8 protein-coding genes are annotated in these 13,010 nt (G+C 65.0%); 4 read left to right on the forward strand and 4 right to left on the reverse strand.

All coding sequences use genetic code 11. The annotated features are described in order from the left end of the window. On the reverse strand, positions 1-1,299 hold a 1,299-nt coding region (locus tag ACYPXD_RS06305; protein ID WP_459708683.1), incomplete at its 3' end, for a cholesterol oxidase substrate-binding domain-containing protein. Between the two features lie 355 nt (positions 1,300-1,654). On the opposite strand from ACYPXD_RS06305, the gene ACYPXD_RS06310 reads away from it, so the two are divergent. Beyond that, on the forward strand, positions 1,655-2,152 hold the full coding sequence (locus tag ACYPXD_RS06310; protein ID WP_459708686.1) for a nuclear transport factor 2 family protein: 498 nt from the start codon (positions 1,655-1,657) through the stop codon (positions 2,150-2,152). 84 nt (positions 2,153-2,236) lie between these two features. Here ACYPXD_RS06310 and ACYPXD_RS06315 read toward each other — a convergent pair whose 3' ends face one another. Then, positions 2,237-2,812, reverse strand: coding sequence for a cytochrome b (locus ACYPXD_RS06315; protein WP_459708688.1), 576 nt, complete (start codon positions 2,810-2,812; stop codon positions 2,237-2,239). Between the two features lie 319 nt (positions 2,813-3,131). On the opposite strand from ACYPXD_RS06315, the gene budA reads away from it, so the two are divergent. Continuing rightward, a complete protein-coding gene (gene budA, locus ACYPXD_RS06320; protein ID WP_459708691.1) occupies positions 3,132-3,890 on the forward strand; it encodes an acetolactate decarboxylase in 759 nt (252 codons plus the stop codon). 334 nt (positions 3,891-4,224) lie between these two features. After that, entirely contained in the window at positions 4,225-5,292 is a 1,068-nt protein-coding gene (locus ACYPXD_RS06325; protein WP_459708693.1) for a helix-turn-helix domain-containing protein, read from the forward strand. Between the two features lie 24 nt (positions 5,293-5,316). Here ACYPXD_RS06325 and ACYPXD_RS06330 read toward each other — a convergent pair whose 3' ends face one another. Continuing rightward, positions 5,317-5,994 carry a cation diffusion facilitator family transporter gene (locus tag ACYPXD_RS06330; RefSeq protein WP_459708696.1) on the reverse strand — a complete coding sequence of 226 codons (678 nt, stop codon included), beginning with the start codon at positions 5,992-5,994 and terminating at the stop codon, positions 5,317-5,319. 594 nt (positions 5,995-6,588) lie between these two features. Here ACYPXD_RS06330 and ACYPXD_RS06335 point away from each other — a divergent pair. After that, on the forward strand, positions 6,589-12,183 hold the full coding sequence (locus ACYPXD_RS06335) for a trifunctional serine/threonine-protein kinase/ATP-binding protein/sensor histidine kinase (protein WP_459708698.1): 5,595 nt from the start codon (positions 6,589-6,591) through the stop codon (positions 12,181-12,183). Here the strand turns inward: ACYPXD_RS06335 and ACYPXD_RS06340 are convergent. After that, positions 12,165-13,010, reverse strand: an 846-nt coding sequence (locus ACYPXD_RS06340) for a sensor histidine kinase (RefSeq protein ID WP_459708700.1), incomplete at its 5' end; no start/stop codon positions are given. The genes ACYPXD_RS06335 and ACYPXD_RS06340 overlap by 19 nt on opposite strands.

Consider the following 13,010-nt stretch of genomic DNA (forward strand, 5'->3'; position numbering starts at 1 on the left):
CGCGCGGTAGACGTCGACGCGGTTCTGATAGAACTGCACGAACTCGGCGATCACGCGCTGCACGTCGCTGCGCCGTGCGAGCACCGCGTAGCCGTTCGCGGTCACGCGCAGCGTGGACGGCCGGATGTACTGCAGCACGTTGCGCGACCAGCCCCAGAGATCCGACGCGAATGTCAGCGCGAGGCCGGCGGTGACAATCGACATCTGCGTTTGCCCGAAGAGCGGCGTCAGATGGCATTCGCCGCGTGTGACGATGCGTTTCACGAGATCCGATAGCGGCTGCGAAATGGAATCGGAGAACGGGTAGTTGAACGGCTGGTTCACCGTGCGGGAGAACAGCGGTTTGACCGGTTGCACGGTCCAGACCTTGAGCCATGGGCAGGTCGTGAACGGAAACCAGATCGCTTCCATGCGGCCCGACTGATCGAGAAACGAGGCGATCGTACGGCCGCGCGAGCCGCCCGCGGCAAACAGCTCCGACGCGGGAATATCGACGAAGCTCTGGCAGCGCAGCCGCTGGTTCGCACCGGCTTCGAGCGTCACCTCGACAATCAACGCGCGGCCGACATGCACGAGCAACGCGCCGATTTCCGGATCGCTGCGCAGAAACGTTCGGAGCACATATTGCTGCTTGCCGGCATCGAACACGACGGCGGTCAGCGATAAAACGAGGTTGCTGAGCGAGCCGTACGTATGCCCCGGCAGTTGCGTTTCGCGCGCGGCCGGAATGGCGGTGCCGTGCCCGCCGATCGCGAGCGCGCCGCCGAGCGTAATGTCGCCGGGCGCGGGACACGCGGTGACGCCCAGGCCGAACATCTCGAGCTTCGCGAGCAGCGTTTCGAGCGAGACACCCGTTTGCGCGGTGACGCGCGCGGGACGCGACGAAGCATCGACCAATACTTTCGTCAGCGACTTCGTCATGTCGAGCAGCACGACCTGCTGCGCGTTGCCTGCTTCGAGCGTCAGCGGCGACCAGTTGTGCATATGGCCGCGCGGGCGTACGCGGTAGCCGCTTGCGCGCGCCCAGTTGACGATCGCGACGACCTCGGCCGGCGTGGCGGGCGCCGCGGTCCACACATTCGCAACGGCGATTTCGCCGCTCCAGTTCTGAAATGCCTGACGGTACAGCGCGACGCCGGCGGGAAAGCCCGGCGGCGTCGCGCCCGCGCCTTGGGCATGCGCGGCGATCTGATAGAGGGGCGTCCATCCGCTGACGACGCCGGCTGCGGCCAGCCGGGCCATGTCGGCGATAAAGGTGCGGCGCGGCGCAACGGACGCGTTCTGATGGGTTCGGGCCATGTTCTGTTGGACTTGCGTGAGGTTCGATCGGTTAGGACGTGGCAGCCGGATGCGTCGCACGACGGGCGCGCGCGACGGCGGGCCCCACGGCGTGCCAGGCTGATTGGATGCCGCGGATACATGCTAGGGATCCGGGCGTATCGATGGTCATGACTATCCATCGCGGCGCACGGCGAAGCACGCCGTCGGGCGATGCTGGAATAGGGCTCTTGCTTCGCGTGTTTTCGGTAGCGGAGGCACTTTGCAGTACGAGCGGGCAGTCAAGCTGCGCGCGAGCGCCCGTTCGAGCCTCCCTTGTTCGAACCTCATCGCGACGAGTCAATACCGCTTATTCAGCCAGGCAGAGGGCAAAAACATGAACGATCTGCAGACGCCTTGCGCCGGCAGCGCCAGCCGTGCCGACTGCGTCGACGCGATTCTGTCGCGCCGCTCGACCACCGAAAGCTATGAGGAGCGATGCCAGTACGCGCTCGACCTCGTCGGTGTTTTCCTGCAGGAGGAGAACGCGCAGCGGCTCGAGCAGTGCCTGCGCCTTTGCGCGTTCGATGCGGTGTGGGACGCGCCGTTGCGTAACGTCAGCTACGACGGGCTGATCGCCATCAGCGCGAATTTTCAGAAGTTCTTTCGGAACGTGCGCGATGTGCGCTTCGCTTTGCTCGAGCAGTTTGCGACGCCCGAGCGTGTCTTCGTCGATTCGTTCGTGAGCTTCACGATAACCGGCGACGCCTTCGACGGGAACCCGCTGCCGGTCGGCGCGCACGCGCGTGTGCGGCGTCTCAACACCTTTCATATCGCAGACGGGTTGATTCGCCGCGTCACCGGTTACGAGATCTGGGAACAGGAGGCTGCGTGACGCGATGCGGCGGCTAAGGATCGTTCGCGGGTAGTCGTCCGCCGTTAGTCGTCGCCGTTAGTCGCCGCTGCTAATCGTCCGCCGTTAGTCGTCTTTATGGACCTTCAGCATGCGCGTGAGCGTCGCGTCCTTGAACACGGTGTGATGCACGATTGCGGCAAGCGCATGCAGACCGATCAGCCAGAATGCCGCGTTGCCGATCAGAAAGTGCGCGTTGTGCAGAAACTGATGCGCGACCGGGTCCTTCGCGAAGAGCCGCAATTGCACGCTGGTGCCAGCCAGTTGAACGGCACCGCCGCTCGTATTGACCATGGCGATGCCCAGCAGCGGTTGCACGAAGATCAGCAGATACAGCGCGAGATGCACGAGCCGCGCGAGAAAGTGCTGCACGCGGCTCGCCGGCAACTCGCGCGGCGTGCCGTGCCACAGCGTCCATAACACGCGCAGCACCGACAGGCACAGCACGATCGTGCCGGCCCACATGTGGATGCCGTTCCAGAACACGCGGCTGTCGGAACCTTTAGGTCCGCGTATTTCGATGGCAAAGAGCCCGACTGCAATGGCGAGCGCGGTGGCCCAATGAAAAAAGATCGCGAGCCGCGACCATGAGGAGGACACGGAGGACGAGCGGGTGGCGGAAGCGGTTTCGGTTAAATGCATAGTGGCGTGGTAATGAATAGAACCAACGGAAAAAAGCGGGAAAAAGCGGGAAAAAAAAGCGAGGCAAAGCGGCAAAGCGAAACAAACGCGAGCTAAAGGACGCAAAGGGAAAACGCAGCAAGGCAGTCGCTTATTCCTGTGTTCCGACCGGCCATGCCGACCTTTTTTGTAATGGTTTGTGTTGGGTGTGCCTGGCGAGCGCGCACGCGCGCTTTGCATCGCCTGTTTCGTGCCGCGTTGAAATTTCCGTGGCACGCGAAAAGATCATCCGAATGCTCGAAGGCACACTTGCGCCCATCCTTGCCAATTCGAGGGCGCAATGGGTCAAGCGATTCCGCACGGGAAGCCGCCGGCCGTCCAGCCGGTTCATACGCTGTTCCAGGTGTCGAGCGCCCGCGCACTCGTGGCGGGTCTGTTCGACGGGGCGGTCAGCGCGGCGGTCATCCTGCAGCACGGCGACTTTGGCCTCGGCACGTTCGCCACACTCGAGGGCGAGATGATCGTCATCGACGGGCGCGTCTATCGGGCGAAAGGCGACGGCGAAATACTCGAGGCGAGCCTCGACGCGCTGGCGCCGTTCGCGGTCGTCACTCGTTTCGAGCCCGATATCGACATGACGATTTCCGCGGCGCCGACCCTGCAGCGTCTTTACGAGCTATGCGATGTCGTGCGCGCGTCGAGCAACCTTTTTTTCGCGGTGCGGCTCGATGGCCGGTTCGAAAGCGTGCTCACGCGCGCCGCGCCGTCGCTGCAAGCAAGCGTGCGTTTCGTTGGCACCGAAAAAATGCAGCGCGTGTCCACGTTTAGCGATGTCGACGGCACGCTGGTCGGCATCTGGTCGCCAGGCGTGTCGAGCGCGCTCCGGGAGCCCGGCTATCACTTTTATTTTTTGTCGCAAGACCGCACCAAAGGTGGGCATCTGCTCGACTGCGCAAGCCGTGAACTGCGCCTGCGGCTCGGCAAGCTGACCGACTTTCATCTTGCACTGTCGTCGAACGGCGTGCTTTCGAACGCCGGCATGAACGGTCATGCGAACGATCAGCTCGCCTACGCCGTTCGACTGCCGTGTCAACCTTGAGCGCCGCGCGACGGTCGACGGGACTGGATTGACCGAAGCGTCAAGCAACACAGTTTTATTTTGTAATCGTTGAAAACCGGGCCGGCGCAGGGCAGTGTATCCACTCCGGCTCGATGCAGCCGTCACGCTTTTGCGTACTGCCGCTCGCGACGCTTTTCAGACGCCTTGCGCGCGTCTGACAAATGGACATGCTTTGCGCATCGCGTGGTGTCGTCTAGCATCGAAGCTTGTGCCTAACGTCGCGCGACTGCGCTATCACCGGCAGACACGATGCGCTTTCCGCATGCCGCGTCGCGGGTCTCGCGCGGCTTCGTACGTCGTAACGGAGCCCAACATGGACATCGAGAAGAACGGTATCGGCGCCGACGGGCAAATGCCCGCATGCTGCGTGCAACGCGACGGCCTGGATGGGCTGCGGCCGCTGAGCGCGCCTGCACCACGACGCGTGCTCGTCGCGATGGAGGACCGCTGGCGCGTGCCCCCTCCGTATCCCCATGTGCCCGATGCGAGCGCGATGGTCGACGTCGGCGGCACGCATGGTCTTATTGATGCCGTCGATGCGGACGGTGCGCGCCGCGATCTGGTGATCGCGTCGCGCTGGACCCGGCATGAAATCGACGGTGTCGAACACATGAGCCGCAGCGGCGCCGGTCAGCACACGGTAGGCATCGCGCTCAAAGCGACCACCGTGCATTTTCGTTCCGGTTCGCTGGTGTTCGACGGGCAGCTCGCACCGGGCTCGATGCACGTGACGGGACCGGGCGAAAGCGCCGCAGCCGTGTTTCGCGCTTCCAGCGACGCGATTCATCTGTTTATTCCGCGGCGCGTGCTCGAGCTGCATTACGAAGAAGCGTTCGGCCGTCCGTACGTGGGCGAGCTGGCAATCGGCGCGTCGCAGATCACGCGCGATTCGTCGCTCGAACGTTTGAGCCGCGCGCTCGCGGAAATTCAGTACGCCGATGCGACGTTCGCTTCGCTGTATGTCGACAGCATCTGCATCGCGATCGTCGCGCGTCTGCTCGAGCGGCACTTCACGCGGCGCGTGGCGCCGACGGCCTCGCGCGCGACGCCGCTGCCGCAATGGCGGTTGCGCCGCGCCTTCGACTTTATCGATGCGCATCTGGCCGAGCCGGTGCGCCTCGGCGATATTGCCGCGAGCGTCGGGCTGACGCGCATGCATTTCGCCGCGCAGTTCCGCTGCTCGACCGGTTACACGCCGCATACATATCTGTTGAGAAGGCGCGTCGAGCATGCGCAGCGTCTGTTGCAGCGTTCGGAGAAGACCCTGCTCGACGTGGCGCTCGATTGCGGGTTTCGCAGCCAGGCGCATTTCACGACCGTGTTCAGGCGGATGGTCGGCGATACGCCGAACCGGTGGCGGATCAAGGCGCGGCTCGATTGAAACCGGCCCGATGCTGAAGGGCGGCTAGCCGCTCTTTTTCGCCGCGACGCCGATCGCGATCGCTTTCGACAGGCGGCGCAGCAGCGCGGCCGCCGGTTGCGCGAGCAGACGCACGCCGCCATAGGCGATCACGAGTCCGATCAGGGCGGCCGCGATCGCGTCGAGGCCCGCGTAGCCGAGCGACGCCGTCGCAATGCCCGCAGTGGCCACCAGCGACGACAGCGCGTCGGTCCCGACATGCCATGCCGCAGCCGACAGCACGGGCGAACGCAAACGCCGTGCCCTGAGCGACAGCGCCCGATACAACAAGCCGCGGCTGACGACGGAAAAGAGCGCAATGCCAGACGCGAGTATCGTGGCGGGCCCGGCGAGCGGCGGCCGGTCCTGCGCATAGCGTGCGATCTCGATGCCGGCCATCACCAGAATCACGCCGACCACGGCCGGCGCCGCGTGCTGTACGAGCCCGGCATAGCGGCGCGGGCGCGCCGACTGGGCCGGCCGCGCCAACCAGCATGCGGCAAGCAGCATCAGATCGACGCCGATATCGGTTATCGCGTGCAGCGCATCGGCCATCAGACCGGACGAATGCGCGGAGAAACCAGCGGCTGCCTGCACGATTGCCAATACCGCGTTCAACGCCGTGCTCGCGATAATGATCCGTGTTGCCCCTTCTTGCGACGCGTGGCTCGTCTGATCGGCCATCGGTCCACCCTGGCAGCGAAAACCGTACGATAGGGGCGCCACATTGCGACGATGTGACAGATCGGCTGCGAGCCCTCCGGGAATCCGCGGTATCGGCGAGCGCCGGCCACGTGGAATGGTTACTGCTCGATCGGGAGGACTCGACATTCGACATGGAGAACCTCCGATGATCTATTCGAGCGCAACCGTTCCGGCGAATCCGCAAGGCGAGGCCGCGCTGACGCGCGACCAGCTCTCAGGTTCTATTGTCTGCGCGGTCTGCGCGGTCTGCGCGGTCTGCGCGACCACGCGCCCGGCAGTCCGGAGGAACAGCGGCAGCAGGCGCGGCTCGACAGCGAAGAGCACGGCTATCGGGCCGCGTTGCTCAGCACGCTGGCGCGCACGCGGCAACTGGCGGAAGAGGGCAAGCTCGCGTTATAGCCCGTTGTTACCGCAACGAGTTACCGCAACGATTCGTGCGGCCAGGCCGTGCACATTCACGCGCGATTAGTTACCCTGATAATTGTCGAAGCGCCGCGCAGGGAGCCGATCTCTGCTGATATGCTGGAGCCTTTCTTCAGGGAAGGCGATTCCCTTCACCATGGAGGCCGCGCAGTGAATCGGTCGCCCGATCCATCAGGCGCGCCTGGCGTGACATCAGGCGCCTCATCATCGGAAGTGCTGTGGGACGACGGCGAGCGTGTGTTGTGCAGGGAATGGCGCGTGCAGCCCGACGGCGGCCGCGAATCTGTGTTGACTGTGCGTCCGGTCGCGGAGCAGCCCGCGCCCGCCACGCTGAGCCGTCTCGAACATGAATTTGCGTTAGCGGAAAAACTTGCCGGTGCGCCGATCGCGCGAGCGCTGGAATTGCTGCATGAACAAAAGCGCCTCGTCCTCGTGCTCGAAGACAACAGCGACGAACCAATCGCGCGCGAGCCGATCCCGATGTCCTTGCACCGTTTCCTGCGCACCGCGATCGACATCGCCCGCGCGCTCGGCAGGCTGCACGCGGCGGGCGTCGTCCACAAGGACATCACGCCGGCCCATATCCTGATCAACAGGACGAGCGGCGCTGTGCGGTTCACGGGGCTCGGCATCGCCACGTTTCTTGCACGCGAGCGCCAGGCGCTTTATCCGCCCGAATCGATTGCCGGCACGCTCGCGTTCATGGCGCCCGAACAGACGGGACGGATGAACCGCTCGGTCGACTCGCGCAGCGACCTCTATTCGCTCGGCGTGACGCTGTACCAGCTGCTCACCGGGGTACTGCCGTTCTCCGCGCAAGAACCGATGGACTGGGTGCACAGTCATATCGCGCGCAAGGCGCCGCCGCCGAACCAGCGCGTCCCGGCAATACCGGCCGTGCTGTCGGACATCGTGATGAAGCTGCTCGCCAAGGCCGCCGAAGACCGCTACCAGACCGCGGCCGCGCTCGAGCACGATCTCGCGCAGTGCCTGCTGCGCTGGGAGGCGCACGGCCGGATTGAGCCATTCACGCTCGCTGAGCGCGACACGCCCGACCGTCTGCTGATTCCGGAAAAACTGTACGGCCGCGCGCGCGAAGTGGAGACGCTGCTCGCAGCGTTCGATCGCGTGATGGCCGGCGGCCGGCCCGAACTGATTCTCGTGGCGGGCTATTCGGGCATCGGCAAATCGGCGGTCGTCGGCGAATTGCAGAAGGTGCTCGTGTCGCCGCGCGGTCTGTTTGCGGCCGGCAAGTTCGATCAGTACAAGCGCGACATTCCGTACTGGACGCTCGCCCACGCGTTTCAGGGACTGCTCCGGCCGTTTCTCGGCAAGCGCGACGCCGAGCTCGAAAGCTTGCGCGAACGGCTGCGCGATGCGCTCGGTCCGAACGGTCTGCTGATCGTCAACCTCGTGCCTGAGCTCAAGCTGATTATCGGCGAGCCGCCGCCGGTTGCCGATCTGCCCTTGCAGGACGCGCAGCGCCGCTTTCAACTGGTGCTCAAGCGCTTTATCGGCGTCTTCGCGCGCGCCGAGCATCCGCTCGTGCTGTTTCTCGACGATCTGCAATGGCTCGACTCGGGCACGCTCGACGTGCTCGAAGGGCTGCTCGTCGATCCCGATCTGCGCCATCTGCTGCTGATCGGCGCATACCGCGACAACGAGGTCGACCGCACCCATCCGTTGATGCGCAAGCTCGATGCGATTCGCCGATTGCATGGCGCGGTCGGGCAGATCGTGCTGCAGCCGCTGTCGGGCCGCGATCTGCAACAGCTCGTCGCCGATGCGCTGCGGTGCACACCGGAGCGCGCGGAACCGCTTGCGCGCGTCGTGCACGAGAAGACCGGCGGCAATCCATTTTTCGCGTTGCAGTTTCTGACCGCGCTCGCGAGCGAACGATTGCTCGGCTTCGACCATGCATCGGCCACCTGGATGTGGGACGTCGAAGGCATTCGCGCGAAGGGCTACACCGACAACGTCGTCAATCTGATGGTCATGAAGCTTGCGCGGCTGCCCGAAGCGACGCGCACGGCCTTGCAGTGTCTCGCCGCGATCGGGCACGAGGCCGGGTCCGACACGCTCGCGCTCGTGTTCGAGAAACCCGAAGCGCAGGTCCATACGGACCTCTGGGAAGCGATCCGCGAGGAGTATGTGCTTGACCAGGAAGGCGTGTACCGGTTCGTGCACGACCGCGTGCAGGAAGCCGCCTATTCGTTGATTCCGCAAGCGCGGCGTGCGGAGGCGCACCTGCGCATCGGCCGGCTGCTGGCCGCGCATACGCCGCCTGGCCAGCTCGAGGACGAGGTCTTCGAAATCGTCAATCAGCTCAATCGCGGCGCCGCGCTGATCGACGCGCGGGCTGAACTCGACCGCCTCGCCGAACTGAATCTGATGGCCGGCAAGCGCGCGCAGGCGTCGGCCGCGTATGCGTCGGCGCTCGACTATCTGAAAGCGGGCAGCGAAGCGCTCGCCGACGATCGCTGGCAGACGCAGCACACGCTCGCGTTTTCGCTCGAGCTGCACCGCGCCGAATGCGAGTTTTTGAGCGGCGATCCGGGCAGCGCGCAAACGCGGCTGATCGGGCTCTTCCCGCTGGCGAGCGGCATCGCCGAACTCACGACGCTCGCCTGCCTCACCATCGACCTGTACGTCACGCTAGACCGCTCCGGCGAGGCGGTCGCCGTCGGTCTCGACTATTTGCGGCGTCTTGGCATCGAGTGGTCGCCGCATCCGTCGGACCAGGCAGTGCGCAGCGAATATGCGCGCATCGCAGCGCGGCTCGTCGAGCGCTCGATCGAAGCGCTGATCGATCTGCCGCCGATGACCGATCCGACTTCGCTTGCAACGGTCCGCGTGCTGGAAAAGCTTGCGCCGGCCGCGATCTTCAGCGACGCGAACCTGCTGGCAATGGTGCTGTTCAAAGCCGTGAGCCTTGGGCTCGAGCACGGCAACTGCGGTGCATCCCCAGACATGTATGTGGCGTTCGGCATGATCGCTGGCCCGCACTTCGGCGACTATCACACAGGCTTTCGTCTCGCGCGACTCGGCTATGAACTCGTCGAGCAACGCGGGTTGAATCAGTCTCAGGCGCGCGTCTATGTGGATTTCGGCAATATCGTGATGCCGTGGACCGCGCATGTCCGCGACGGCAGGCCGTTGCTGCGCCGGGCGTTCGAGATCGCCACGCGAAGCGGCGACGTGACCTACGCCGGTTACAGCTGCAATCACCTCAATACGAACATGCTCGCGTCCGGCGACCCGCTCGACGACACGCAACGCGAGGCCGAGCATGGGCTCGTGTTTGCAAGGAAGGTGCGCTTCGGGCTCGTGGCCGCGATCATTTCCGCGCAGCTCGCGTTGATTCGCACACTGCGTGGCCTGACGCTCAAATTCGGCTTGCTCGACGACGGGCATTTGAGCGAAACCGAGATCGAAAGCCGCCTGGCGCGCGATCCGTCGCTTGCGATCGCGGCGTGCTGGTACTGGATCCGCAAGATGCAGGCGCGGTATTTCGCGGGCAACTTTGCGGCGGCCGTCGACGCATCGGTCAAGGCGCGCGCGCTGCTGTGGACTTCGCCGTCGTTCTTCGAAACGGCCGAATATCACTTCTATAGCGCGCTTTCGTATGCGGCGCTATGCGATGCGGCATCGCCCGACGTGAAAGATGACTACCTGGCGGCGATTATCGCCCACCATCGGCAACTCGAAATCTGGGCGGCCAATTGTCCGCAGAACTTCAGCAATCGCGCAGCGCTCGTCGGCGCGGAACTCGCGCGCCTTCACGGCCGCATGACGGATGCCGAGCAGTTCTACGAGATCGCGATCCGCTCGTCGCGCGACAACGGGTTTATTCACAACGAGGCCGTCGCTTACGAAACGGCCGCGCGCTTTTATGCGGCACGCGGGCTCGCGGAATTCGCGCATCTGTACCTGAAGAACGCGCGCTATGCGTATCTGCGCTGGGGCGCAAACGGCAAGGTGCGGCAACTCGACGATTTTCATCCGCAGCTCGCGACGCCGGACCCGCGGCCACACGGCGCCGGCACGATCGAGACGCCGGTCGAGCATCTCGACCTTGCCACCGTGATCAGGGTTTCGCAGGCCGTATCGAGCGAGATCGTGCCCGACAATCTGATTCACACGATCATGCGCAGCGCGATCGTGCATGCGGGCGCGGAGCGCGGCCTGCTGATCGTGCCGCCCGAGGCCGCGCCATGCATCGTGGCGCAAGCGTCGACGCACGGCGACGCAGCGAGCGTCAGCCTCGGGAAGCAGGCGTTGAGCCCGGACCTGCTGCCGGAATCGGTGGTCCACTACGTGATGCGTGCGAAGGAGTGCGTGATACTCGACGATGCATCGACCCAGCACGACTTTTCGGACGATCCGTATATCGCGCGCGCCCGTCTCGGGGCGCCGGTCCGCTCGATTGCCTGTATGCCGCTCGTCAACCAGGGCAAGCTGATCGCGGTGCTGTATCTGGAGAACAATCTCGCGCCCGATGTGTTCACGGCGAGCCGCATCACGGTGCTGAAGCTGCTTGCCTCGCAAGCGGCGATCTCGCTCGAAAATGCGCGGCTCTATCGCGAACTCGCCGAGCGTGAGGCGCGCATCCGGCGCCTTGTCGACGCGAATATCGTCGGCGTGTTTATCTGGGATTTCGAAGGGCGCATTCACGAGGCGAACGACGCGTTCCTGCATCTGCTCGGCTACGATCGCACGGACCTCGCGTTGGGACGCCTGCGCTGGCCGGACCTGACACCCGCCAGCGGGCGCGCGCGCGATGCGCGTGCGGTGGCCGATATCAAGGCGCACGGTTCCGTGCCGCCGTACGAAAAAGAATATCTGCGCGCGGACGGCAGCCGCGTCGCCGTGCTGTTGGGCGCCGCGACATTCGGCGAATCGCACGATCAGGGCGTCGCCTTTATCGTCGATCTGACCGATCGCAAGCGCGCCGAATCGGATGCGCGTGCCAGCGAGCGCCGCTACCGCGAGATGGAGGTCGAGCTCGCGCACGCGAACCGCGTCGCGACGATGGGGCAGCTGACCGCTTCGATCACGCATGAAATCCGGCAGCCGATCGCCGCGGCCATGACGAATGCGCACGCGGCGCTGCGCTGGCTCAATGCGCGCACGCCCGATCTCAATGAGGTCCACGCGGCGCTCGAGCGTATCGTCAACGACGGCTCGCGTGCCAACGACGTGATTGGCCGCATTCGCGCGCTGGTGAAAAAAGCGCCGGCGCGCACGGAGCGCGTCGCGATCAACGATGCGATTCGCGAAGTGATTGCGTTGACGCGCGGCGAAGCGGTCAAGCATCAGGTGACGGTCGAGGCGCGCCTGACCGATGCGCTGCCGTTTATTCATGGCGATCGCGTGCAGTTGCAGCAGGTCATGCTGAACCTGATGATCAACGCGATCGAAGCAATGAGCGGCGCGGGCGACGGACCGCGCGAACTGCTGATCACGACCTCGGCCGATCGCACGCAGGCCACGCGCGTGACGGTGGCGGATACGGGCCCGGGCGTCGTTGCCGACGCGATCGAACAGCTGTTCGAACCGTTCTATACGACCAAGGCGGGCGGCATGGGCATGGGATTATCGATTTGCCGTTCGATCGTCGAAGCGCACGGCGGGACGCTGAGCGTGCGGGCCAATTCGCCGCGCGGCGCGACCTTCGAGTTCGTGCTGCCCGGTGCCGACGAAAACGCCGTGCCGGAAAACGACAGCTATCTGACCGAGCCGTAAAACTGCCCGACGGGGATCGGCGCGAGCGGAGCGAGCGGCGTACCAGGCATCGTCTCGGCCCGCACGCGTGCAAACGGCAGCCGGATGTGCAGCGTCGCGCCGGGCCCTTCGTGATTCGAGGCCCACAAGCGGCCGCCGTGCGCGTCGACGATCGACTGGCAGATCGCAAGGCCCATCCCCATGCCGTCGAGCTTCGTCGTGAAGAAAGGCTGGAAAATGCGGTTCGCGTCGTGCAGGCCCGGGCCGTAATCGCGCACTTCGATCAGCAGATGATCGCCGCCGACGCCATCGCCGCCGTCGCGTCCGTCACGCGCGGTGCGGATCGTGAGCCACCGGCGCTCCGCCGCGACCTGAAGCAGCGCATCGATCGCGTTGTCGACGAGATTGAACAGCGTCTGCTGGATCTGCAGCCGGTCCGCGTTGAGCATGGGCAGCGCCGCATCGAGATCGAGTTCGACCGCGACGTCATGCTGGCGCAATTGGCCTTGCTTCAGTTCGAGCACTTCGCGGACCGTCGCGTTGATATCGAACGCGGCGATCGCGGGCGGCGCTTGCCGGAATAGCGCGCGAATGCGGCGGATCACTTCCGCGGCGGTCGTGCCGTCGCGCACGATACGCTCGGCCGCGCCGATCGCATACTCGAGGTTCGGCTCCTTCGCGCGCAGCCAGTTCAGACACGCGTGGCCGTTGGTCACCATGGCCGCGATCGGCTGGTTGACCTCGTGCGCGATCGACGCGGACAGTTCGGCGACGGTGGCCGCTTGCGCGGCTCGCGATAACTGCGCCTGCGTATCGCGCAAGGCGTTGGCCGTCGTCATGCTGTCGTG

The organism is Paraburkholderia sp. 2C (assembly GCF_054589215.1).

What these genes read in the sequence shown, in the direction of transcription:
- budA (WP_459708691.1), top strand. Translation starts at nt 3,132, where the DNA reads ATGGGTCAAGCGATTCCGCACGGGAAGCCGCCGGCCGTCCAGCCGGTT.
- ACYPXD_RS06325 (WP_459708693.1), top strand. Translation starts at nt 4,225, where the DNA reads ATGGACATCGAGAAGAACGGTATCGGCGCCGACGGGCAAATGCCCGCA.
- ACYPXD_RS06315 (WP_459708688.1), bottom strand. Translation starts at nt 2,812, where the DNA reads ATGCATTTAACCGAAACCGCTTCCGCCACCCGCTCGTCCTCCGTGTCC.
- ACYPXD_RS06330 (WP_459708696.1), bottom strand. Translation starts at nt 5,994, where the DNA reads ATGGCCGATCAGACGAGCCACGCGTCGCAAGAAGGGGCAACACGGATC.
- ACYPXD_RS06310 (WP_459708686.1), top strand. Translation starts at nt 1,655, where the DNA reads ATGAACGATCTGCAGACGCCTTGCGCCGGCAGCGCCAGCCGTGCCGAC.